General features: G+C 47.8%; 17 protein-coding genes and 5 pseudogenes. 5 read left to right on the top strand and 17 right to left on the bottom strand.

The genetic code is table 11. From position 1 onward, the window contains the following. Positions 1 to 636 precede the first annotated feature (636 nt). Positions 637 to 1,105: pseudogene (locus ACVLVH_RS22590) on the bottom strand (transposase family protein); the annotation flags it as partial. An 862-nt stretch (positions 1,106 to 1,967) separates the two neighbouring features. After that, positions 1,968 to 2,859 (bottom strand): annotated as a pseudogene (locus ACVLVH_RS22585) (RepB family plasmid replication initiator protein); the annotation flags it as partial. Positions 2,860 to 4,086: 1,227 nt separating this feature from the next. On the opposite strand from ACVLVH_RS22585, the pseudogene ACVLVH_RS22580 reads away from it, so the two are divergent. Then, a pseudogene (locus ACVLVH_RS22580) lies at positions 4,087 to 5,233 on the top strand (IS3 family transposase). 138 nt (positions 5,234 to 5,371) lie between these two features. On the opposite strand, the gene ACVLVH_RS22575 reads toward ACVLVH_RS22580, so the two are convergent. The 5 genes and pseudogenes from ACVLVH_RS22575 to ACVLVH_RS22555 form a co-directional block, all read right to left on the bottom strand. Then, a complete protein-coding gene (locus ACVLVH_RS22575) occupies positions 5,372 to 6,355 on the bottom strand; it encodes a ParB family protein (protein ID WP_498950113.1) in 984 nt (327 codons plus the stop codon). Continuing rightward, positions 6,352 to 7,560: an AAA family ATPase gene (locus ACVLVH_RS22570; protein ID WP_498950112.1), complete on the bottom strand. Its 1,209-nt coding sequence runs from the start codon at positions 7,558 to 7,560 to the stop codon at positions 6,352 to 6,354. The genes ACVLVH_RS22575 and ACVLVH_RS22570 overlap by 4 nt, the downstream gene beginning before the upstream one ends. A 410-nt stretch (positions 7,561 to 7,970) precedes the next feature. Further along, positions 7,971 to 9,245, bottom strand: a pseudogene (gene umuC, locus ACVLVH_RS22565) (translesion error-prone DNA polymerase V subunit UmuC). 8 nt (positions 9,246 to 9,253) lie between these two features. Beyond that, entirely contained in the window at positions 9,254 to 9,673 is a 420-nt protein-coding gene (gene umuD / locus ACVLVH_RS22560) for a translesion error-prone DNA polymerase V autoproteolytic subunit (RefSeq protein ID WP_498950133.1), read from the bottom strand. 197 nt (positions 9,674 to 9,870) lie between these two features. Continuing rightward, entirely contained in the window at positions 9,871 to 10,140 is a 270-nt protein-coding gene (locus tag ACVLVH_RS22555) for an XRE family transcriptional regulator (RefSeq protein WP_498950110.1), read from the bottom strand. Positions 10,141 to 10,298: 158 nt separating this feature from the next. Between ACVLVH_RS22555 and ACVLVH_RS22550 the strand changes: the two genes are divergently transcribed. Next, positions 10,299 to 10,886 carry a DUF1281 domain-containing protein gene (locus ACVLVH_RS22550; protein ID WP_498950108.1) on the top strand — a complete coding sequence of 196 codons (588 nt, stop codon included), beginning with the start codon at positions 10,299 to 10,301 and terminating at the stop codon, positions 10,884 to 10,886. Beyond that, a pseudogene (locus tag ACVLVH_RS22545) lies at positions 10,775 to 11,035 on the top strand (DUF4113 domain-containing protein); the annotation flags it as partial. The gene ACVLVH_RS22550 and the pseudogene ACVLVH_RS22545, both read left to right, overlap by 112 nt. Positions 11,036 to 11,132: 97 nt before the next feature. Here ACVLVH_RS22545 and ACVLVH_RS22540 read toward each other — a convergent pair. Next, positions 11,133 to 12,239, bottom strand: coding sequence for an acyltransferase family protein (locus ACVLVH_RS22540; RefSeq protein WP_498950106.1), 1,107 nt, complete (start codon positions 12,237 to 12,239; stop codon positions 11,133 to 11,135). Between the two features lie 105 nt (positions 12,240 to 12,344). Next, complete coding sequence (locus ACVLVH_RS22535) at positions 12,345 to 13,013, bottom strand: SOS response-associated peptidase family protein (RefSeq protein WP_498950104.1); 669 nt, start codon at positions 13,011 to 13,013, stop codon at positions 12,345 to 12,347. Positions 13,014 to 13,067: 54 nt separating this feature from the next. Between ACVLVH_RS22535 and ACVLVH_RS22530 the strand changes: the two genes are divergently transcribed. Beyond that, positions 13,068 to 13,313: a DNA polymerase III subunit theta gene (locus ACVLVH_RS22530; RefSeq protein ID WP_222213582.1), complete on the top strand. Its 246-nt coding sequence runs from the start codon at positions 13,068 to 13,070 to the stop codon at positions 13,311 to 13,313. A gap of 55 nt (positions 13,314 to 13,368) precedes the next feature. On the opposite strand, the gene ACVLVH_RS22525 is transcribed toward ACVLVH_RS22530, so the two are convergent. From ACVLVH_RS22525 to ACVLVH_RS22510, 4 genes are all read right to left on the bottom strand, one after another. Beyond that, entirely contained in the window at positions 13,369 to 13,602 is a 234-nt protein-coding gene (locus ACVLVH_RS22525; RefSeq protein WP_498950102.1) for a hypothetical protein, read from the bottom strand. A gap of 22 nt (positions 13,603 to 13,624) precedes the next feature. Then, complete coding sequence (locus ACVLVH_RS22520) at positions 13,625 to 14,536, bottom strand: Rpn family recombination-promoting nuclease/putative transposase (protein WP_498950101.1); 912 nt, start codon at positions 14,534 to 14,536, stop codon at positions 13,625 to 13,627. A gap of 17 nt (positions 14,537 to 14,553) precedes the next feature. Then, positions 14,554 to 14,811: a hypothetical protein gene (locus tag ACVLVH_RS22515; RefSeq protein WP_498950099.1), complete on the bottom strand. Its 258-nt coding sequence runs from the start codon at positions 14,809 to 14,811 to the stop codon at positions 14,554 to 14,556. Positions 14,812 to 14,904: 93 nt separating this feature from the next. Next, entirely contained in the window at positions 14,905 to 15,885 is a 981-nt protein-coding gene (locus ACVLVH_RS22510; protein WP_498950097.1) for a DUF6685 family protein, read from the bottom strand. 730 nt (positions 15,886 to 16,615) lie between these two features. On the opposite strand from ACVLVH_RS22510, the gene ACVLVH_RS22505 reads away from it, so the two are divergent. After that, positions 16,616 to 17,629, top strand: coding sequence for an FRG domain-containing protein (locus tag ACVLVH_RS22505; protein WP_498950095.1), 1,014 nt, complete (start codon positions 16,616 to 16,618; stop codon positions 17,627 to 17,629). Positions 17,630 to 17,891: 262 nt separating this feature from the next. On the opposite strand, the gene ACVLVH_RS22500 is transcribed toward ACVLVH_RS22505, so the two are convergent. The 4 genes from ACVLVH_RS22500 to ACVLVH_RS22485 form a co-directional block, all read right to left on the bottom strand. Next, the gene (locus ACVLVH_RS22500; RefSeq protein ID WP_498950093.1) at positions 17,892 to 18,692 is read right to left on the bottom strand and encodes a hypothetical protein; all 801 of its coding nucleotides are present in this window, start codon (positions 18,690 to 18,692) and stop codon (positions 17,892 to 17,894) included. Positions 18,693 to 18,749: 57 nt separating this feature from the next. Then, positions 18,750 to 19,964 (bottom strand): hypothetical protein, encoded by a 1,215-nt coding sequence (locus ACVLVH_RS22495; protein WP_498950092.1) that lies wholly within the window; start codon positions 19,962 to 19,964, stop codon positions 18,750 to 18,752. 205 nt (positions 19,965 to 20,169) lie between these two features. Then, positions 20,170 to 21,084: a hypothetical protein gene (locus ACVLVH_RS22490; RefSeq protein ID WP_498950090.1), complete on the bottom strand. Its 915-nt coding sequence runs from the start codon at positions 21,082 to 21,084 to the stop codon at positions 20,170 to 20,172. 155 nt (positions 21,085 to 21,239) lie between these two features. After that, positions 21,240 to 22,616, bottom strand: a complete 1,377-nt coding sequence (locus ACVLVH_RS22485; RefSeq protein ID WP_498950088.1) for a hypothetical protein — start codon at positions 22,614 to 22,616, stop codon at positions 21,240 to 21,242. Positions 22,617 to 22,956 lie beyond the last annotated feature (340 nt).

The following is a 22,956-nucleotide window of genomic DNA, read 5'->3' as shown; positions in this document are numbered from 1 at the left end:
ATACAACCACATGGATTAGAAAATCGCCATGGATAAAAGCCACTCTTTTAATCAGGGTTTTTCTGAGGATGCGCTAGGCGATGCGTGCGTTGTCCTGCTGCGGAATCATATCGGCGTGAAATTTATTAAGGTATGTTGGTGGCGCCCTGGGGACCTTTGTTAATAACGCATTGCCGCGGGCCATAGGCTGTCTGTCGTTCAGCAGAGCTTGCTTTCTACTGTGCTGCAGTCGATATTCACCGGCGGGTAATACGGTTCTGGCCTTCGTCACGTGATGGCAGGCGCGTTGTATGACAGGATCACACCACATCCCGGCCTTTTCATACATCGTTTCAGACCTGGCAGCGCGGCCTACCGGAACAGCGATACCTCGGAAAGGGTATTATTTTTGCCAAAATGGTGGTTTATTGAGAAGCTTTACGCAAGAACTCGTATGTCTACATCCTTTCCACACCGCATTGAGAAGCATTTAAATCGCTCCAGTTTTACTTTGCAAAAGCCAGGTAAATGAAGTGCTGCCGCTGACGTCGCGCTCAAAAGAAGTATTTAAACAAGACATCCATGCGGCCGTTTCCGGTAATCAGCCTCTAAAGAACAGGCTTAATAAGCCGGGCCTGCTTGCGCTGCAGGTTGATAGTTAGGAGCGATTACTGACGGACGTCCCCATGTTCCTTGCAGGTCGCTGTGGACCCGCGGAGATCCACAGCCGCCTCCAATCAGGATACAAGAGTCAGCAACCGCTTATTATCCTGTTCTGCGACTGATACCGGTCAGTAGAGCCAGATGTAAAAACCGGAGTGGGGAACCTTCAGAACCTGACACATCAGTGTGCTCGACCAGAACTGATGGTGAGCGTTAATGAAGCGGGACTTTAATCGGGCTCCCTTGCAAAGTAACGCGCCACCTTTTTCAGGATATCCCGCTCCTCCTCAGTTCGCTTGAGCTGCGCTTTCAGTCGGGGTATCTCCGTCTGGGCATCCAGCATATCCCATGCCCGGTCCCCGCTAACAGCTGGTATCATGCAGCCGCCCTATTTGTATAGGCAGTGTTGCGAGAAGCCAAAATGTTCAGAAAAGTCCGCGACGGAATAGCTCCACTCGAACATCTGGCGGACAGCTTCTTCTCTAAACGAATGGAAAAAATCGTGGTGGGCAATGGGCTCCTTATATGCTCAAAATAAAGCGTAGATTTACCTATGAGCTTGGATGACTCCACATATTCATCTTATGAGTAGTAATTAGTAATAAGCAATGACCGCTATGGGGAGTAACGACTGCTGTAGTGAGTAGTCGAGACGTAGAACTAGGATGACCGCTATAACGAGTAGATGTTAATGACCGCTGTGATGAGTATAAAGACTAAAGTCCAAATAGATGGCTTTATATTAAATGACAGAGCCTAATGGTAATGCGCACAGTTAGTCATTACCAACATGCTTTGTGACCAAAATTATAAGGGCAGTGATCAGGACGCTCTGTAAAAAGTTAAGCTTACGCCGTTATGTCTTCTCGCTACAGCAGTCAAAACCGACGGGGCATTAATTAGCGTTTTCTCAATAAAGCAGTTAGTTTTGATGTGAGATAAGTTACTAATTTTAAATATTATTTAAAGTCACCTCCCTAAAATTAAATTAAATGACCACTGTAGTGAGAGTGATAACAGTCACATTTATGACCCATTTAAAGACCGCTATAGCGAGTAGCCTTCTCACTACAGCGGTCTTAGTTATTCAAAGTTTAAAAAAAGCACTCATAGTTGAGTGCCATCTCTTGTCAGTATTTGACTTTAGTTATTCTTGCGCTTCCTGATGGTTTCCAGCATAACCAGCTCTTCTTCTGACAACATGACCATCTTGCCGGCAGCTCCCTCCTTGGCTTTAGGAGCTGTTCTCGGCTTCACTGGCTTTTCAGCCAGAGCAATTTCATGGTCACTATCCAATTCATCGTCTTCAAGTTCAGGGAGACTGATTGGGATATTTGCAGGCCTTAACTTAGGTTGCCGGTAGTGGATTGAGAAGTAGACCGTCGATCCTCGTTTGAACTCCGTGTAATCGAGATACCCAATCTCTTTCAGCTGCTCCATAGCCCTTCTGACGGTTGCATATTGTGTATTAGGCCGCGAGGTCAAATTTAAGCGCGCCTGAAGGCGCTGCATGGACACCGGGGCGGGATCAGGGGGTAAGCTCTCAATGAATGTGTAAAGTGCCTGAGCAGACTCTTTGCGCGCTAATTCGTTGATAGCGCGTAGCTGAAGCAATACCTTGCGATCAAACTGATAAAGTTCAAAAATCTTAGGATCAGCCTGCAATGTCACGGTGTCATTTTTGACACTGTATTTAGCTGACTGAACCAGATGCGTAACGTAATATTCACCCTCTTTGTTAGCAAAGTGGATGGTGTTGGTAGCAATACGCGTTAGAGAGGCCTCCAGACGCGTTCTAAGCTTCGCAGACGAGCGCAATGAGGGAATGCCACATAGTTTGGCGAAATCAACAAAGGGGAGCGTTACGCTATCGCCCAGCACTTTGTATTTCGCAAAGGCATGAATGATCCCGACCCATGCTTTAAAGTCGTTATCCATATCAAGGCGTGCGCCAGTGATCTTGATGTTTTCATAACCTTCTGCCTTAACGATCGAGAGTTGTTTAAGCTCATCAGTTACGTCCATAGAGGACATCTGATTCTTCCGACCATTAGCGGTGGATTTCAGTGTTGGGACAAATAGACCTAGCCTCATTAACGCTACTGGCTGAACAGTATTGTTGCTGTTGGGCGTAAGGTGAATAACTTCACCAGTTCGTTTATCCGTTTCACTGAACGCTTCAGCTATCAGGTTGATTTCTTGTTCTTTTTTCGGCATTTGAAAATCCGTGATATGAACAAGCGATAATCGCCGTTACTCGTTAAAGTGGATACTAGCACTCACTACAGCGGTTATTCTACTCACTATAGCGGGTTAATTACTCTCTACAGTAGTCTTTTTCTCGCTATAGCGGTCGGAGATTATTAGTAAACCCAGTTAGATTAAGGCTCCTTAACGTACCGGGATCTATTAGGAACATCTAGGTTCTTATATGGATCTGTTATCGGATCTAGTAAGTTGATAACTTTAAAAACGAATTATTGCCAATTTATGGTGCTGTTTTAGATGCATAACTATTTAAAACTAAGAGTTCAAGAGATTACAAGCGAAGCCGAGCCCTTTAGCAGAAAGGCTGAGCTCAAATAATCATCTAAATGATTTATTAACCAGTAAATCAGGCGTTTACTCACTATAGCAGTCATTATGTTCTCACTATAAAGGTCCTCAGAGCTCTCTATAGCGGTCAAGTTGCTCGCTACAATAGTCATTACGCTCACTATAGCAGTCATCTATAGGGGTTTAAGCCTTTAACACCATGGCCTGCAGCGATTTAGGGATCTGTTTAGGATCTTGATGGGATCATATTAGGATCAAGTTATTGGATCTGGCCTGTGGATAACGTGGATAAAGTCCAGACGAACGATATAACCATTAGCTTATGAAAAATATTGCGCATTTAGAGGATAATAGTTAAGCACGATCTTTATAGACTACGAATTAGAGTACTTGTGCAGGGCTGCCTAACCGTAAAAAGCCAAGGAGCACCACTACACGAAAGAGTTCTTACTCTTGGCTAATTGACTCGTAAGTTTCGTATATCAAAACAGGGATAATAGGTAGTTTTTTATGCATAAAATGCCGGGGATCTAGGGTATAGGAGGATGACCGAGTGGTACTTACTGATGCTCAATGCATTGTTTAAAAATGAATTTTTCTAATTACTTGGTTTGGAAATCAAGCCTGAAGACCATTTTTATGGGTTGAAGACCACTGTAGAGAGTAACTTACTCGCTATAGTGGTCTTCATTGAAAAGTGCTAACAAAAGTCTGCTAACACGTGCATTTAATGAAGGAGCTGAATTTACGAAAAAAACTGCTATTTTATAAGCCATCAACAGATACTAGTTGACCAGCTCCCCGTTTATTAATACACCTCGATGTTAGTAATGTCTTCATTAGTCACATGAGGACGTCCCCATGAAGAAGTGATTTTCCGACGAACAGATCATCAGTATTCTCCGCGAGGCCAAAGCCGGGGTTTCGGCTCGGGAACTCTGCCGCAAGCATGCTATTTCAGACGCTACCTTCTACACCTGCCACAAGAAGCTTGGTGGTATGGAAGCTCCCAAAGTAAAGCGGCTCAATTCACTTGAAGAGGAGAAAGCCCGCTCCAAGAAGTTGCTAGCTGAAGCCATGCCGGATAAGAAGGCATTTCAGGTGGCTCTGGGCCGAAAGTTCTGACTACAGACCAGAAGCGGGAAGCTATGGAGGCCATGTGTAAGGCTACGGATCTGTCGCAACGTCGAGCCTGCAGGTTAGCAGGTCTGTCCCTTTCAACCTGTCGTTATGGGGCTCAGCGTCCGGCTGCTGACGCGCAACTGTCTCTACGCATTACATAGCTGGCAACTGAACGCCGCCGCTGTGGTTATCGACGCATCTGACAGCTACTGCGCCGGGAGGGCTTTTACTTCAACCATAAACGGGTATATCGCATCTGTCATCTCAACGGCCTAAGCGTAAAGCGCAGGCGACGCCGTAAGGGGCTGGCGACTGAGCGGCTTCCGCTTCTTCGTCCGGATGCGCCAAACCTGACATGGTCGATGGAGTTTGTCATGGATGAACTTGCCAGCGGCCACCGGATTAAGTGCCTGACATGCGTGGATGATTTAACGAGGAGTGTCTGAGGATCACCGCTGCTTTCGGTTTTTCAGGTGTTCAGGTCACGCGTATTATGGACAGCATCGCGCTGTTTCGGGGCTATCCGGCGACAATAAGAACCGATCAGGGCCCGGAATTTACCTGCCGCGCGCTCGATCAATGGGCCTTTAAGTATGGTGTGGAACTACTGCTTATCCAGCCAGGTAAGCCAACGCAGAACGGATTTATTGAGAGTTTTAACGGACGCTTTCGCGATGAGTGTCTAAATGAACATTGGTTCAGCGTTATTCTTCATGCCCGGAAAACGATTAATGGCTGGCGACAGTATTATAACGAGTGTCGTCTCCATTCATCGCTGGATTACCAGACACCATCAGAATTCGCAACGGATTGGCGGACCGGGAAATATGGAGAAAAACCAACCGACATTACTAACTTAAGGTTTTATCTAATCTTGGGGCAGGTAAGCAGTTATCTGGGAATTTCAATGTGAAACATTTAGAAACTTTTTACTAATTACAGGAAGTTACAGTGGGTTTTATAGGGGGGGCGTTTCACTTTTTCTGCTTGCTTGAATGAGACACAAACAGCTCACAGGCTGAAAAGTGTCTCTTTCATATGATGGTGTTAATTAGTTATTACTTTCAGCCTGCATTCGCGCTATTACTTCTTTAACAGCAGCATCAAGCTCCGCCTGATAAACTGCTGGAAGGCGAGCAAACTCATATGTAACGAGTCGCTTTTCTGAATCAGTCTTCTTGCGCGCGAACTGCTTCTTATCCGCAAAATCCGCCATCTTAATAGTCACGACCTTAGAGGCTGGTTTGCCGCTTTTTAGGCCAGCGACTTCAGTGCGGAAATAACCAATAATCTTGGCTTTGTAAGCCGTCTCATCAGCCGTCAAATTGGTATCTTCGTCCATTTTCTCAAGGACGTTAATCACAAGGTCGCTAATGGAGATGTTTTTAACGTTGGCCTTCTCCGCTACATCAAGCAAAGCCTGATAATCGCTGATTGAAAGCTCGTTAACGGAGGGGAATACGCCGATCATTTCATCGGGCACTGATGCGGCCTGAAAAGCGCGGGTGATTTTAGCGGGCGATATGCCCTCTGCCTTCGCCATTTCAGACTGCGTCGTTCCTTCCGGATACATCAGCTTTAGTCGTTTACCCAGTTCACGTAATGTGTGCTCTTTCGCCGTCTGGATATCGATCGCCAGTTGACGGGCATCAGCCAGTGATAAATCGTCTTTAGTCACCAAAACATCAAAAGCCGCGCCATTAAATATGCAGGCTGCACGGCGGCGAGAGCCATCCAGTACTTCAATCCGCCCTTCTACTTCTCTGCCGATCGCCGGGAAGAATTGTTGAAGCTTAATAGTGCGGGCAATGTCACTAACCGACTCCTTGGTGATGAATGACTGATCACGGCCGTTTACGCCGGCATCAACGAAAGTTTGCTGTTCAATTTCGTCGTGAAGTACATGTGTGAGCGTAAAACTTGCTTCGGCACCTGATTTCAGGACAAAAGTTCGGTTGCCGTCTGTCTCGCTTAATTTTTTAGAAAAGCTGGATTCACTTACTGAACGCCCTAACCCTTTCAGCTCTTTCTTCATTTCATCCCCCTCACGAACTCAATTCTTTTAAATACTGCCTGCGTAAACCGTTCCGCCTCGCGCTTTGCATTTTTTAATGCTTCCGCACTACCCGGATATGACTGAGGATCGGCACTGACTATTGTGTCAAAGGTTTCACCGCAGCGCTCAAACCCATCAAGGCGTGGCAACGTCGCGTCCAGAATGTATGACGTGAAGACGTCTCGCGCCAAACCATGCGTCATCTCATGATCACGCTTAGAGGTCATCTTTGACATAAATCCAATGTTGCCTTTGATTCTTGGAGTAATGCCTTCATCCTCAAGCTTCTCCAGCATTTCTGGCAAACGTGTCAGATATTTTAATGTGGAATGGAAGTCAACCTGGGCTGGCGGCGTTGGTGTCAAAAGTAGATCGCTTGCGGCAATCGCATTGAGCATAAAGGCATCAAGGTGTGGCCCGGTATCGATAAAAATGAAATCGTAGTCCTTACCGACGCGATCAATGATATTGCGGCGCAGTACTTCAGAAGGCTTCATGCCAGGCAGGTGCTCGCTCACGAGTTCCTTCCACTGACTGGCCACGAAGCCATCATCAATGGACGCCGGAATAATATCCACTCCAGGTATAATGGTTGGAAGAATAATGTCTTCCTTTATCTGTTCCGCATCCAGATCATTCAACATGGCCTGAGCGGCGGTTTCCATAATGGAACCAATACTGCTTAAATGATTAAGGAACATCGTGCTGGATGCCTGCGGGTCAAGATCAACAACCAAAATGCGCAGGTCATATTGCAGAAGATCGGGATGGACGCGCAGCCCATGCGCAAGCGTTACGGTACTAACAGTCTTGGACACGCCACCTTTAAGATTGACGATGAAAATAGTAAACGGACCACCTTCTTCGTGGAGCTCACGATATTTGGGCACTTTACGGTGTTCATAGATGTCCACTACATCCTGTACTGTCAGAGCATAGTGCTTGGCATTGCCTGCATCTTTTTTTCCAAAGACATACCCTTCTTCTTCCATCTCTGCAATCGCCTGCTCTACTGCGCGGCGACTCAGTTTTGGCATGTTTGCCACAGTATTACGTGTGTAAGTCTGGTAATACTTATCTAGGCCAAACTCGTGACGCTTCCCTATTATGTCATCGCTCATACTGCGCAGCATTGCGGTCGCCCTGCGGGCTGTTTCATCCACGCCACCGTAAGTACTTTTCATCACTCAACTCCATTGGCAATCAATAAAATGAGTGTACATTTATAATTTGCCCGTGCAACATTTTTTGATATTCATAAAAATGTTGCACGGGCGCGATTTTCTGTGTCGATGACTGTAACTATATTCAATGAGAGGCCTAAAGACCGCCCTCCCCTGCCTCTGTTCGGATTCGTTTTATTTGTTGTACCAAGGTTGGCTGCGCATGAGTTAAGGACTCACTACAGATGAGGACTTTAGATGTAGAGAATGATAATTAAATTTCAGATAGAATTACCCACCAAAAAAGTATATTAAATTGTTGTTTTTAATAATTAATTTTGTAATATTTCAAGCTGAAATTCCCGGGGCTTCAACGTGATTGATGCTGGAAATATGCCTCAATTGCCAGGGGTATTTGTTTTTACTTAGCATCAGTATACTTTTGCTACGGGGATATCTTTCCAGTTCGATGTCCATGCCGGTGACAACATTTCTCTTTTCATCTTCCACTCTATATTAATACCCTGCCCCGCAAACCAAACATTTACCAGGCCAGATTGATTGATGCCGTCGAGCACTTTCATCAGCTTCGCACTATTAGCCTCAGGCTGGTTATCATCAAACAGGTTCAGTTGGCTGACGCCATTTGGCGTGAAGTCGTCAAGCATTATGCCTGCATTCATGTAACGGCGTCCTTCTAGCCAGATGTGATCGAGTGAACACATAGCGACTTTAATAATCTCGCGCGTATACTGTTTAGGAATCGTTAACTTCTCGCCCGCGCTTTTTCCATAAAAGACTTCACCGTTTGCATGAGGTGATGTGCGAATAAAAACGCTAACGTGGCGACAGTACTGTCGCTCGCTACGAAGCTTTTCTGCCGCGCGCGTAGCGTATTGACACAAGGCCTGCTGCATACCGGTTTTTATGGTGATGCGTTCACCAAAACTTCGACTACAAACTATTTGCTGTTTGGCAGGCGCAAACTCTTCCAGTGGGATGCATGCTTTCCCATTGAGCTCCCTGAATGTGCATTCCAGCACAACGCTGAAGTTGTCACGTATATATTGTGGGTGTGCGCGGGTTAACTGCAGAGCGGTTTTAATACCTATCAGGTTAAGTCTTTTACCAATGCGGCGACCTACACCCTATATTTCTTCTACTGGCTAATTATGCAGTAGCGTCTAAGATCGTTGATGATTGCCGGGCGTTAAAACCAGGACGTCCCTGACTTGCTTCCATTCTTTATTTGCCTACTGCGCGGATTTTGCCAGATTTTTAGTTGGCTCCATACCAACGCCAACAGTAAGGCCTGTAGTTGCGAGAACATGGGCGCGCAGCCAGCGCTCAAAATGCTCAAAACCTTCACAGCCATCAATACTGGTGAGATCCAAAAACTTCTCATCGATACTGTATTGCTCAACCTTCGGCGTCAGCTCCTCTAGTGCAGTCATTACCCGCTGCGATATTGAATGGTGTAAGGCGTAATTGCTTGAAAAAAGCTGAACTTTTTCAGGGTATTCCTGTGCTTTAAGCTGAAACCAGGGCATACCCATTTTTATATTCAAAGCTATGGCTTCGACGGATCTCGCGATAACACAGCCATCGTTATTGCTTAACACCACCACGGGTTTGCCGCGCAGGTCTGGGCGGAACAAGGTCTCGCATCGGGCATAAAACTTGTTCGCGTCGGCTAATCCAAACATAGGCATGGTTACCTCCGGCGCGCGCGCGTACTGTTAAAAAACCATGTGACCACGCCAAGCAGCTGCAGCTCTTCCGGATAGATGACGGGGTAAGCCGGATTCATGGGCAGCAGCGCAAGGCGCGGCTGCAGCTGCAGGGGCTTGACCGTGAATCCGCCGTCTACCTCCGCGATGACGATGTCGCCGTGCGCGGCTTCTTCTGCCCGGTCAACCTCCATGACATCGCCGTCATAAAGACCGAGGCCTTCCATGCTGCTGCCGCTGGCGCGAATAAAAAAGGTGGAGGCGCGCCGGCGGATGCACAGCTCGTTGAGGTCCAGCTCTTTTTCAACGTAATCCGCGGCCGGGGAGGAGAAGCCGGCCGCACAGGGCTCGGCAAAGAGCGGTACGCGAACCCGGGGCGTATTGAGAGGTGGCCAGAACGGCATCAGGCCCTGAGCACAGGTTGCGGGTTTCATGATGAGGCCTCCGGGCGAATTACATCCGGACCGGCAGTGGCTGTGTGTGCGTAGCGCATAATAAATCCTCCTCTGAGTAATGCTGTTTATGTATACAGTGTTAATGGGAGAAATTTATCTTACAAGCAGGGTGGAACAGGAAAAGCAGCCCAGCAGGCTCATCTGCCTTAAAGCTGTTCAGTTTCATTTTCTGCCACGTCGCCGGTCATATCCTGCAGCATCTGCAGCAGGAGCTCCTTGCTCAGCTGATCGGATCGCAGTGCCGGCATAAGGTTGATGAGCGACAGTGTCACCGTGGCCATGGCCACCGATCGCTTAACGGCGTCGGCATTTTCATATATCAGATAGGTGCGCAGGCTCACCCCCAGTTCTGCGGCGGCCCGTTCACGGCTCCAGAGCAAGCCTTTCCGCCACAGCCTCAGCTGCCATCCCGTCATGTGCATTTCCCCTCACGGTTTTCTCTTATCATAGCGCTGAAAAAGTGCAGTTTCTGCATTTTTTCAGAAATCATCCTGCGCTTATCGCCGGCACGTTAAGACGGAAGTCGCTGCGCTCCGCTGCTTAACGGCGTCATCGTTTCGCCTGACGCCGGTTAATGACCCGTGTGGCCATAGCCGTGCTTCGGCTGATTAAGCTGCACCGTGCCTCCACCTTAGCCGGGCGGCCTCACCAACAAGGGAAGCTTCGCCGACATACTCACCCGTTCCCCGCCGCGCGGGACATTCAGTCCGCTCCGGCGGCGCGTGCGGCTTCCGTTGTCGCCCCTGTTTGCTCAGCTGTCCGCCCGGCTGCAGTGGCGGCACGGTGCAGATGGCACCGTGCAAACCTTAACGGAGTAGTCGACATGCCGAACTGGTGTGCCAACAGGCTGCGGGTCACAGGCCCGGAAAGTGAAGTTTCGAAGGTCAGAGCGCTGATGGAAGGGAGCGCTGACGCGCCCGGCTACGTGCGGGCAGCGGGGGAGGGGATACAGCTTTTTCTGGCCGGGTGTGCCGGTCTGCTGCGTCCGACAGCCGCAACGGAATATGCGCCCTGTCCGGCACTGAACGTGACGGCGGGCAGCGATACGCCGGATACCGGTACGCAAAAGCCGGCGTCAGTCTGGCCGATTTCTATCAGTCGGGTGTGGCGCTGTATGACATGTTCAGTGAACAGCAGCCGCGTGCAAACGCCGATGCGCTGATGTCAGCTCTTGATAAGATAAATCGTTCCGGGAGGGGAAAGGTCTGGTTTGCAGGGCAGGGAGCGCGTGACAGCAGCTGGCAGATGAAAAGAGAAATGCTCTCGCCCAGATACACGACGCGACTCAGTGATATTCCCCTAATCAAATAAATCACTTCCGGACGATTCTTTAAACAGCATTCTTATTAGCGGAAATACTGAGGACATGCCGCGGGGACACTCATCTTCCCCGCGCTTTTATTGTACGTCAGATGTTTCGTGCTTCGGTACGCCTGCTCATTTCTTTTGAATCTGACGGGGAGCGTGAAGTCGCCCCGCGCATAAACAGCTTTTGGCCCAAAGGTTCGACATAACGACGAGACAGCCAGGCCAGGAACACCGACGCAATCATCGCTGTTATAAAAAGCATGACACCCTCTACGGGCAGGTTTTTTTTCACTACCCGCATGGTCACCATATGCAACAGGTAGAGCGAAAAGGATATGTCGCCGATGAATACCAGCCATCCTGGTGTGATACGAGCCAGCCAGTCATCGTTAAAGGCAACGGCTGCTAATAACAATGCCAGCACCGTACCGGATTCAGTTAAACCATGGCCCACATGGCGATTTAGTACGATCTGAATTACGGCCAGCAGGATGCCTGCAACAAGCATCGGAATACGTGCTGCAACCGGCAATTTGCGCATGTGCGGCCACAGGAGCCCCGTCACTACTCCCGCAGCAAATTCCCAGATAATTGGGTTGCTCATCAGGTTCAGGTAGCCATGCGGGAAGTCATAACCGGCTGTATTCAGCGTCAGATTCTGTCCACTGGCGACGGGAACGACGATGAGGAGTGTCGTCAGCAGAACAGCTAATGCAGCCCAGCGCCATCGGGTCAGCAGGGATACGGACATCAGCAGATAAAACAGAAACTCATAATTGAGCGTCCACCGGACCCCATACAATCCACCGTCATCAACATAGAAAGGTCCGTGCTGCGTATAAGCAACGGTCAGAGTCAGCGCGCTGATCAGATTCAGGACCTTATCGGGGTAGTGGAAGGTGGCCATTGCTCCGCCAAGCAGGAAGTTAACGGCAAGCAGAATGAAATAGGCAGGTAACAGGCGAGCTGCACGACGCTTAAGAAAGTCAGCCGCTGACGCAACTCCGGAATTCATGCGTGAAACTGAGAGAGTTATAACAAAGCCACTCAGCACAAAAAAAAGGTCTACCCCGGTGAGCCCCCAGTTAAACATGGAACTTCCCAGGCCGGAGAACTGTGCATCAATTTCCTCACGATAGTGATAGGCCATCACCGAGAGCGCGGCCAGTCCGCGCAGAGCCTGTACGGACTGCAATTGCATTTTCATTAATGTGTTTAGATTTCGTGAAGTTTCTGAAAAGGTAAGGCCAGTCTAATTGGGGAAGTCAGCCGTAACAAGGCCAGCTACTTGTTTATGAGGGTGAAGTATTTCTTACTGAGCGGGTTCAATAAGCTCACTACCCTGATTATGGATGTTGCCCACCTTCGCGCTCACCGGGCGCCAGGTGAAGTCCTTCTCCGGAACTGCCGCATCACGGGCGATTTCTTCTGCCCGTTGTGGTGTGGTGTCAGCACTCAGCCATTCACGGACGGCATCAGCAGCGATCACTAGCGGCCTGCGATCGTGGATGTCGACCATACCCTGGTTACTCGATGAGGTCACAATGACAAACCCTTCCTTACCGTGGCTCTGTCCGTAAGGCTGCTTACCGATGGCGGCAAAAAACAGGGGCTGCTTTTTTCTGTGGAAGATGAAGAACGGCTGCTTTTTCCCGCCCTCTTTCTGCCATTCGAACCAGCCGTCAGCCGGCACAATGGCGCGCCCGTGGTTCCACAGCGGCTTAAACATGCGCCCGCTCGCTGCCGTTTCGCCGCGTGCGTTAATGAGCGGCTGCTTATCCCACCACTCCGGGCCGTAACCCCAGAACACGGGATCGAGGTGCAGCGCATCCTCACGCTCGCTGAGGAGCAGCACCTTTGTGCCGGGCGCCACGTTGAAGCGGCCAATGGGCTCCGGGTCGAACGTGATTTCGTCTGGTTTCAGTCCGAGTGAGTCAAAATACTCATCACGGCTGCTGTACTGCGCAAATCGTCCACACATAGACACCTCCTGCTGTAAGGATAGCGGGGTATACTGACGTCAGGAGGATTTAACATGAAACACAATTTAGCTGCACGAAGCACGGAAGAACGCGCAAAGGTCAACGTGGATCTTGCCGCCTCAGGTGTGGCATATAAAGAGCGCCTTAACCTTCCCGTTATCCCGGCCGAAGCTGAAAGGCAGCAGCCAGAGGAATTGCGCGAATACTTCAGGGAACGGCTGCAGTATTACCGTAATCTGGCACTGCAGTTCCCGCGCGGGACCGATCCGGTTTATCAAAAGGAACCGAAGGGAGAATGAAAGGCGATGACGTCCGGGGCAGGTATGGACATAAGCCCCCTGGCAGGGGCCCGGTTTACTTCTGATGCGATGAGGCTGGCGATCCCAGCATAATGCCGATCATCGAGAGCCCGGTAATAAACAGCCCTGCAATCATGATCACGCCGGTCAGCTCTGTCACCTGGTTCATGTCCATCCATGAGTTCATCAGATGAGCGCCGTCATTCAGCAGCGTGCGTAACCCTGCCGGCAGCCAGGACGACAGAGCCTGGGCGCCGCCGTCAATTAATTTCGTCAATTCATTGGGCATGGTTTCGTTATCCCTGGATAAATCAGTGGCGAATTTTTGCGAGATCGTCGTCTGACAGTCCGGTCAGTTCCCTTACCGACTCCAGCGGAATGCCTTTTGCCAGCAGGTTGCGGGCAACCTCCATTTTACCTTCCTGCCGCCCTTCCTGCCGCCCTTCCATGCGCCCTTTCTCCAGGCCCTTCTGCTCAAGCTGCTGTGCAATCGTCATCAGTTCGTCCTCATGCTGCGGCACTCTCTGCGCCAGGTTGCGTACGAAGGCTTCGGCATCGTCGGTTTCGCCCGCCTGTACGAGGTAGTTTATCAGTGAAACCAGCTGCTGTCCCGTCAGGTGACCGGCCATCAGGGTGGCGGCCAGCCGGTCCAGCAGGTCGGCAAGGTCGCGCCGGTGAATGTGCTTCTGCAGCAGCGTAAGCGCCGCCATGCTGCGATGGTTCATGATCTCCTCGTCCGGGATAACCGTGACGTCGACCAGCGGGAACGGAGCGCCGTAGAGGCTCCCGGCCAGTGCCGGGTCGTCAAACTCCTGCAGCCAGTCGGTGGAGTACGGGTACGGGCTGCGCCGTCCGGTGTAGAACAGCACGGGAATGACCAGCGGTAGCTTTTTATGGCCAGCATCGAGGTGGCGCTGCATGGCGGCCACGGCGTAGCGCATCAGGCGGAACGCCATGTGGCGATCGGGCGTCGACTGGTGCTCGATGAGCACGTGAATGTAGCCGTCGCCGGCGGCGGTTTTCAGCCTGTAAAGTACGTCGCTGTAGTAGGCGCGAAGGCTTTCCTCCACGAAGCTGCCCGACTCAAGTTTTAGCGTGCTGAGGTCGCAGACGGCGCGAAGCTCCGCCGGCAGGTGCAGCTCGATAAAGTCACGGGCGGTATCGGGATGCGTCAGGAAGGCCTTAAAGGCCGCATCGTGAGGCACCGGTGTCGTTTTTTTCATGTCTGGTTCCTTTCTTCTCAGACCGGGGGAAGCGACTGCAGGCCCAGCGCGGTGACCAGTGACTCCGCGGCCATCGGCACGCTGAACCATTCCTGATTGGACAGCACCACGCGGCATTCCTTCCCGTATTTATCTTCGCGAATAAAAGCAATCAACTCTTTCTGGATGACCCATATTTTATTTTCCCCATCCCGTAAAGTGACCAGGTTCGCGGGCGAACAAGCCGCCGCAGAGTAGCTCTCTGATGTGCTTCTGACGTTGGTATCAAACATCATCAAAATCCTTGTTTTCCGTTTTATATGAGTGTTTAGTTGCCGGAAGAGTCCGGCTTATTACTGCAACTGCCGCTGCTTGAGCCCGCAGACATGTCAGGAGTCATACGGGCTTCTAAGCAAAGGAGCGTTTACTTCATGGACATAAGGCTTAACGTGAAATGGCCCCGGATTTTTCAGGTAGTCTGTCAGCGAGATAATTTTCCCCGCCTGTATTGCTGTGGTCATCCACTGACTGAGTCGCGCTTCATCCACTTTCAGCTCTAAACGAGGAATGAATGCCATCCTGATGTTCTCGCTGTAATGTACAGGCTGGAGATAGCCAATATGCACACCGACCAGCTCACTAAGAGACAGCTGAAAGCCAGTGTCAGCGTCTCGTCTGTACCCCGTGGCGTCTTCCTTTTGTGGCCGGTAAATGAACGCAACATACCGGGCCTCCAGCTCGCGAACGGCTTCAGTATCGATAGACAGATATTCCACCACGGCTTCCCTGTTATAGGTGAAGTTATCCCGGAGAGCCTGATAAATAACCTTGGCCGCGTGGTGAGAACCGCCGGTGTTTGAAACCACATACCGCTTGTACCATTCGTAGTACAGAACGTTGACCGGCCCGTCCGGTCTGAATCCTTCACGCTCTATATGCCGGATATTTTCCTGCCAGTCCTGCAGGGTTTCCGATCGCAGATTCTTACCCGGGAACATCCCTTTCCCCCATGCGGACAAATTTTTGTACCAGCTGCCGTTTATGTGCGGGTTATGGCCTTTACCGAACCCTTTGGAGGCAGTCAGGCTCTCTATCTTCCTGAAGTCGAAATCAGGAACAGCAGACTTAGTGGAAGAAACAATTTTTGCGAGGATGCGCTGAAGCTCTTCTGGTAGGTGCTCCATTAAATAATCAGTGAAAAAGGTATCCAGCCTGAGCATCGTGTCGGCATCAGCCGTCGGTCGAAAGAGTGTGAGGTCATCAAGAAAGAGCAGTGCTGCTTCGTTCATTCTGTAGCTGAAATTTTTACGAACCAGCCAGTCAAACTGATGCATCAGCACCGCATGGATACGCATTAGTAAATCATTCATTTAATAATCTGTTCCCTGTTAGTCACACATCTGTATGCTTTTTTGGTAGAAAGTGTCATGGAAAACTGGGGCGTTTTCACGACATCGAATCCATGGGGTATTATAGCGAAAATATCGCAAATTAATATTAAAATAATATTAATTTGAATGTGAAACAATTGTATTTTAGTGTTTTTGTAACGGTATTTTAAACGCACAAGAGTCTGATTGAGTCTGAAAGCAAGTCACTGTTCATCAGTGTTATTAAGGGTGAGGTGCTACCTGTGAAGGTGGATCCTGTTTCTCTGATACGCGCAAAAGGATAAAGTGATTTCAACGATCACTCATTGATGAAAATGAAGGGAAGCCCGTGATAAATCTGATAATGGATGTGAATGATAGAGACTGGAGGGTTCCTGTAGGCGAGCTTGCTTTTAGCTCGATGCCACTGAGTCGTTATCTGGAATACACGAGTGACCGGCTTTCGGTCATTTTCAGAGAGATTAACCAAACGGTCCTCGATGACCTCAAAGTTATGCCCTGTCTTCTAATGACCGAGTTCGTCAATGAGCAACGCCTGGACGGAACCTCGCATTTATATTCCAATATCCGAGTAGGCGTGCTTGAAAGCGTGGCCGTCAAAGGGAAGAATTTAGAGTATTAGGTTCGCATTCACTATGTTTTTGAAAGAGCGAACGTCGATAACTACAGAGCCCTTGCCGACCGGTTCTTCTATCACCTGTTTGAAACAATGAGAACCCACTGGGCTATCAAAGAAGTCAGCCTTCCTGAGGTGATGGGCGCTTTTAATCTATATGTCCCGCTTCCCAATCCGGCAGCTCCTGTTGAAGAACCGCCTCAGCTGCATGCTCCTGTCGAAGAACCGCCTTTGCCGCAGCCTGTGACATCTGTCGAAGCGTTTCTGCAGAAAGTTAAAGAATTTCAGGCTCAGGAAGGGCAGGAGGTGTTTTACCGCGGACATAGCGACTACAGGTATAAGCTTGAGCCTTCCCTGTTCCGGTCTGAGAATGCGGTGCCGCTGTACAGGTACAAAGAAAGGAACATGATTAACGAGATCCTTACGGCTCATCCGGCAGAATTTTATCAGGACCATTTCATGATTGATAAACTGGTTCGCATGCAGCACTACGGGCTCCCCACGCGCCTGCTGGACGTCACGGCGAATCCGCTGGTTGCCCTTTATTTCTGCTGCGCAGACATGCTGGATAAAAGCGAGGATGAAGAGAAGATCGGAGATGTAAAAATCTTTTCCGTCCAGGCGGATGAGATCAAATTTTACAATTCTGACACTGTCAGCTGCATTGCCAATCTGTCGCTGCTTAATATGGATGACAAGAACAAGCTGATTCCGGAAACTGATGTTCCTCTGGATGATCGCGTTGAAAGTTCCAAGGAATTGAAGAGGTTCATTCATTTTATTCGGGCGGAAAAACCGTACTTTGAAAACGCAATTCTTACGGGAGACTTGAGCCGTATCCTTTTTGTCCGTGGCCGAATTGCCAATCAGAGGATCTCATCACAGTCCGGCGCATTTCTGCTCTTTGGGCATGAAGCTGTACTGCCTGATACCGGTCACAGCGGTCTCAAAGTCGACCGTATTTATGTCAGCAATAAAACAGCGATTCTGAAGGAGCTCAGCAGCCTCAATATCAAACCGAGCACCATTTATCCCGGCATAGAGGAGACGGCCAAGGAAATCGCCCGCCGGACGAAAGGTGAAGAGACCCTTAATAGACTGAAATGAACAAAAGCGTTCACGGAGTGGGATGAATAAGGTCCGATGGCCAACTTTTATAAGCCTGAACGCTGGGAAATCGGTCAATGCTTAAAAGGTTGAGCGCCTAGATGAGATTGCCGGCTGGCATGCCAGCTATCGTGTGATGTGAACATGTCGGGCATACTAGATTAGTTACTGGATCATCCATCCCTCTAGGTGAATGCTCACAGGGTAAAATAAACTTATAGGCAATGGAGATAAAACATCAATCTAATGAGTTTATTTGCTCCTAAAGCAGTTTAAATGGACCCAGCATGCCGGCCTGAACCAGCGTTCCGAGAGCGCTCAGGCAGGTAAATACGACTGCAAGACCGCTCCAGAAAAGCGCCCAGGTCTTATCGCGATGATCCTTTTCATCCTGTTTAGCTTTAATCTTGTATTCTTCCAGCGTAGCAAGCGCTTTTGGTTCTGGAGCATAACTTCCGGTATTGATGAGTTTAAGATCGCCACTGGCTACCAGTGAGTTAAGAATAAACGTGGTTTTAGACATGAATGAATCACTGTCTGGATGATACATCCAGAAAAATTTGTGAAGTCTTGTTAAAATTTGAACCGTATAGACAGGTTCGTGCATGTTACTTTCAAAGTATATATCTGTTAGCGCCTCCAAAATTGTCTGTCGACTGCTTAGCGTTAAAGGCCTTTTATTAAACTGAGCCTGTGTGCTTTTATTTTTTTGTATAGTTAATGCAGCCTGTTTTTTATCTATTGAATTTTTTTCATTGAGTTGCTCAAGACCGTTGTATTTAAACTGATAACCCTTATACCAGTGCTCAACATAAAATTGGTCATCGCTTACATCAGCTGGGTTTAGGGGAATCTCTGAGTTGAACATATTTCCTGTAAACTGAAGCGCCTTTAAATTATCGTCCTCATAATCAGTGACCAGAAATTCTGTTTTACTAAGCTCTTTATTTTTCACGTAAACCACATAAAAGTCGTATTCCAAAGAGTTACCCCTAACTCCAGAAAGATTGTTATCGTCACTCTTTTTTAAATCAAACTCACGGAACCACTGGCTTCTATCCATAACATCACCTTAGTTAGCAAATTAGATACTTTTCACCCATTATTGGATGTGATTTTTTTAGGGTTTGGTTATCCTTTTCCTTCGTGGCAAAAGGAAATTCCCTGTAAACACAGACGATATTGAAATATTACTGTCTCCGGGAGTGACTTTCTTGGTTTCAATTACGTGTTTTTCAATAGACTTGGCCTGACGAATGAAAACATCAGATCCCGCAAGCGGAGGTATGGTATAAACCAGGCTTTTACTACTGAGTAATTCCCTGCCATCATTGATTACCTCAATCGTGACATCGAGATTGTTTGGCCAATTGTCTATAAGCTTCCTGAGTTCAATAAGCAGTTCCATTATATTTTTGTTCCAGTATTCATTGATTAAGTCTAGAACAATCTTAATGCTGTTGTAAAAAATATCTGAAAAGAGTGAGTTGGGTTTATTAAACTCGTTATCATTAAATTTTTTCTTCATGTCCTCCAGAGCATAGTAGACATCGCTCGGCAAATCCGTGACCTGCTCAAATGTGTTTACGACCACATTGTTTTTTCCCACCGGAACAAGCGTCTGACTGACCTTCTGCCTTGGCAGATTTTCGGTTATTTTCAGATCATCCGGGGTCGGCGTTACACCAATACCGAAATGAAAACAGCGATTCTCGGCTAGTCCCTTTTTATCATTTATCCAGAAGGAAGGTCTGAGCAACTTGTCACCATGCTTGCCTTCAATTTCACCCAAAAAAAGCACCTTTATCTTTTCTTCGTAATAGCTAACCTGAATTGCTGCATCACAATGCTGCATATATTCTTTTATTTTTGATTTATCCGAGATCCAACCATCTTTCGTTTTAACCCGAAAGTCGAACCTGTCAATTTCAGGGTGCTGAGTGACAGAGTCTTTACCCAGTATAAAATATTTGCAGTATAAAGGGCTGCGGCTATCACAATCATTTTCTTCACAAAGTTTATCAATCAGATTGAAAAACAATGTTTGATATTTATAGGTGTTAAACATATTTCGAATAATGTATTCAAAGCTATGGTTTTTATATGTAGTGCTCAGAAGTGCGTTCAGTGTACTCATGTTTGAGTTGGCTTTAAGACTGGCGAGCGTCAGGGGGAGTTCTTTCTTTAAGAGCTGATGAAACCCGATAGCCGTATTATTCTGGAAGACGAGCGATTCAAGTACGGAAAGATAAATCCCTGCCCAGTAGCTTTTAATATTATCTGCGTTTTCTAACTGAAGCGCGTTTTGAATGGCTATGCTGATTTCTGTAGTCAAGTGATGCTCCTGTTAAACATAACTCCTCAATCTGGGCTTAATGCAGTAACAACAATAATGCCGTGCATGCTGTCGGTGATCCATTGATTTGTTATTGCTTCTTTTCCGGTTTGTATGAGTCGACTGATGAGTGAGTTCGACTGTCGTCTATGATACCAGGCATTCAGAGTAAACTACCTGGTTTACAAATGTCTGCTTTGAAAGTTCAGTCATCGATGCCGTTTTGCCTGAGCTGCCCGGTGAACTGATCTAACTTACCCAACAGTGAGGCGCTGAGCCGCACTAGCGGCAGCGACATAATATCCGTGGTAGTGCCGTCATCAGCTACGATGATATGTTCATCTTTATAGTAAAAATCAGGCTTGTTCAGCGCCGTCAGCAGCGCCTGCTTGGCATTCAGGGCGCGTCGATAAAGCGCTCTGTCAGTTGATCGCAAAAAAATATCCTGCGCGGCTATCATGTATTCATGCATGTAGGTTGGCGCGGGAATGTCGCCGGTCATAGCCTCCATTTCATTTTTGACGACAGCTTTCCATTTGTACGAATTCTGAAGCAGCGCCGTACGGTTAAAACCAACATGCATGTTAGCCAAAAATCCTGGCTTTCCATCGCGCATGCCAAACTCTTTTGTTGCCTCATAATTAATGGGCGGAAGACCACTGTGCTGCATATAATTGCGCAGTTCGTACATAAAGCGGTACGAAAATTTATCGTCATAGTGACCGTTCTGAACGGATTTACAGCGCTGAAATTCCTCTGATCCTTTACCGTATTTATTGCTGAGCGATTTTTCAAGATACTCCAGCATTAATTTAACGGACGTCAAAAAATTGAGCAGCGTCAGGTTAAGATCCCGGCTAAACTCACCAAACAGGTTTTCGCCGGGGTTATTTCCGTAGTGCTTAAATTTTTCAATAAGTGCACTGTCAGCTGAAATAAACGAGTCATAGTTAATCATTGCGCATTCGTACACCAGATAGTGTTGAGCAAATGCTTCAATGTCCCGCATGCTCATAACCAGGCTGTCTGCGTCTTTATTGCTGAGTGTTCTCTTTAAAACTAATTTTCCGGGTTTGCCCGGCGTCAGCGATTTTTTTATGAGTATGAGTTTAGAAACCATCGGATTCACCACGAATTTTAATCTTCAAACTAGCATCGATCAGGTGGCTTATAGCCTTAGAGCGACGGACGTTACCGGGAGCTGCTGTTATTTTATGATAGATATTCTTAGTCGTTTATTCCTTTATTCCTTTATTCCTTTATTTGGACTCGATGTTAATTATTTTTATCTTTCGTTTTTGACGCCTTAAGCAGGAAATAGGAAGGATGACTCTGAATTTCAGCAGAGTGACTGTTGATATCATACAGCCCATTCAGAAGCGATATAGCGCCTGTTGTCATCGTAATCCAGCTTGGTGCACCTATGATTCCTATCACTGCCGGTGCGACATTCAGCAGAAGGTCTTTTTTACTTCTGCGCTTATATGCGTAGATTTTTTGCTCAATATCACTCAGTCCTTCATCCCAGACTCTCTCTGTAAAACGTTTATTTATTAGCTCCCTCCGGTAAGGGTCGCTCTCTGCCTCCATATCAAAAGCAGTGTCACGTAACACCGCCCGGAATGCATTAAAGCTCGCCTCGAACTCAGTTCTTATGCTGAAAAGTTCACCGGGAGTCAGTCCTTCCAGGAACGGCACATCTACGGAAAGTTTGACTCTCTGCACTTCATCTTTCGGATCCAGCTTACGAAGCACTTCACCCTGACAAGGACAGTAGGTACCAAGGGAAGCCCTTCCTGCATGTGCCTGCTCAAGGTCAGCTATGAGATTCCTGTAGTGAAAGAGAACGGTGCGGTTTTTTGCTCCCTGGACCCATCTTTCATAGCTTTTTTTTTCGCTATGATTACCCATCACAACATCTGAAAATACTATGCTATCACCATTATCAGTGACTTTTCCGGCATGCTGATACATGTAGCCGTTGGTATACGGGCTTCTACAGTCCTCAATTTTAATCATAATTTCATTTGCTAGAACGCTTTTGTCTAAAAAACGAAATCTGTTACTTTTCCCTAATCTTTCAATATTTTGAACAGATAATTTTTTTTCATAGAGCCGGGCTATTTCAGCCGGAAGATAACGGTAGATGAATTTCGATTCAGCGTTGTCGGCTAATATGCCGTCAGCCCTTTCAGATTCTTTAATTACCGATTTGCTCCTTGCGAAAACAATAAATTCTCCTTGTATGAGCGGGAAATTTTCCTTAGCAAAGCGTATAAAAGAAGATATCTCTTTCCTGAGAATAATAGACTTTTCATTACCATCAGTCTCGATAAATTTTTCAATGATGTTTTCTGTTAATTTCAACCTGTGTCGCTGACTTAGTGAGTACAGAACGTCATCCAGAATGACTCTGTCCATCGAAAAAAGTCCGCTACGGTAGTTAGCAATGTTTTTGTCTCCGGCCATATAAACATTTAGGCGTGAAGATTGTAAATTGTTCGTTGGGTCGCTTATTAGCCGGTCTATTTTTTCGTTGTATTCATTCAGCTCATTCAGTAATTCTGTGAATTCTATATCTGCATATTCATTTTTTAACAGTTCATCAGACCAGAAGAGGCTGTCAGTCAGAGCGTAGAGATTGTTATACACGGTTTATTCCTTTTACCAGGCTTTCATTCACAGCGATTACCGCATGGCGAATCTGTTTCCAGAGGGGAAGCCCTTCATCTTACAATCATATGCGCGACCAGGCATCTACCATAGAGTGCCTGGTCTCGCCCTGCCCCCGCCATTCCGGGCACTGACCCCGAAAAAAGTGAATCGCGTCAGAGAGATATCGCTGACGGAGCAGTGCCCATTTCCTGAATGGCACCGAGTGCGCGTACAGTCCTACCAGGTTATATTCCGTATATGGGAAAAAAGACCGATTTGTCCTCACCCGATCACCGATTTATTGCGGTCGGTTTTTCTGGACAGATGCGCGAAAATG

This window comes from Kluyvera sp. 1366 (genome assembly GCF_054823405.1).
This window is presented reverse-complemented; position numbering and strand designations above follow the sequence as displayed.

Excerpts from the sequence above, each read along its gene's own strand:
- ACVLVH_RS22575 (WP_498950113.1), bottom strand. The coding sequence starts at position 6,355 with ATGAAGAAAGAGCTGAAAGGGTTAGGGCGTTCAGTAAGTGAATCCAGC.
- ACVLVH_RS22570 (WP_498950112.1), bottom strand. The coding sequence starts at position 7,560 with ATGAAAAGTACTTACGGTGGCGTGGATGAAACAGCCCGCAGGGCGACC.
- umuD (WP_498950133.1), bottom strand. The coding sequence starts at position 9,673 with ATGCCGTTCTGGCCACCTCTCAATACGCCCCGGGTTCGCGTACCGCTC.
- ACVLVH_RS22555 (WP_498950110.1), bottom strand. The coding sequence starts at position 10,140 with ATGACGGGATGGCAGCTGAGGCTGTGGCGGAAAGGCTTGCTCTGGAGC.
- ACVLVH_RS22550 (WP_498950108.1), top strand. The coding sequence starts at position 10,299 with ATGACCCGTGTGGCCATAGCCGTGCTTCGGCTGATTAAGCTGCACCGT.
- ACVLVH_RS22540 (WP_498950106.1), bottom strand. The coding sequence starts at position 12,239 with ATGAAAATGCAATTGCAGTCCGTACAGGCTCTGCGCGGACTGGCCGCG.
- ACVLVH_RS22535 (WP_498950104.1), bottom strand. The coding sequence starts at position 13,013 with ATGTGTGGACGATTTGCGCAGTACAGCAGCCGTGATGAGTATTTTGAC.
- ACVLVH_RS22530 (WP_222213582.1), top strand. The coding sequence starts at position 13,068 with ATGAAACACAATTTAGCTGCACGAAGCACGGAAGAACGCGCAAAGGTC.
- ACVLVH_RS22525 (WP_498950102.1), bottom strand. The coding sequence starts at position 13,602 with ATGCCCAATGAATTGACGAAATTAATTGACGGCGGCGCCCAGGCTCTG.
- ACVLVH_RS22520 (WP_498950101.1), bottom strand. The coding sequence starts at position 14,536 with ATGAAAAAAACGACACCGGTGCCTCACGATGCGGCCTTTAAGGCCTTC.
- ACVLVH_RS22515 (WP_498950099.1), bottom strand. The coding sequence starts at position 14,811 with ATGATGTTTGATACCAACGTCAGAAGCACATCAGAGAGCTACTCTGCG.
- ACVLVH_RS22510 (WP_498950097.1), bottom strand. The coding sequence starts at position 15,885 with ATGAATGATTTACTAATGCGTATCCATGCGGTGCTGATGCATCAGTTT.
- ACVLVH_RS22505 (WP_498950095.1), top strand. The coding sequence starts at position 16,616 with ATGAGAACCCACTGGGCTATCAAAGAAGTCAGCCTTCCTGAGGTGATG.
- ACVLVH_RS22500 (WP_498950093.1), bottom strand. The coding sequence starts at position 18,692 with ATGGATAGAAGCCAGTGGTTCCGTGAGTTTGATTTAAAAAAGAGTGAC.
- ACVLVH_RS22490 (WP_498950090.1), bottom strand. The coding sequence starts at position 21,084 with ATGGTTTCTAAACTCATACTCATAAAAAAATCGCTGACGCCGGGCAAA.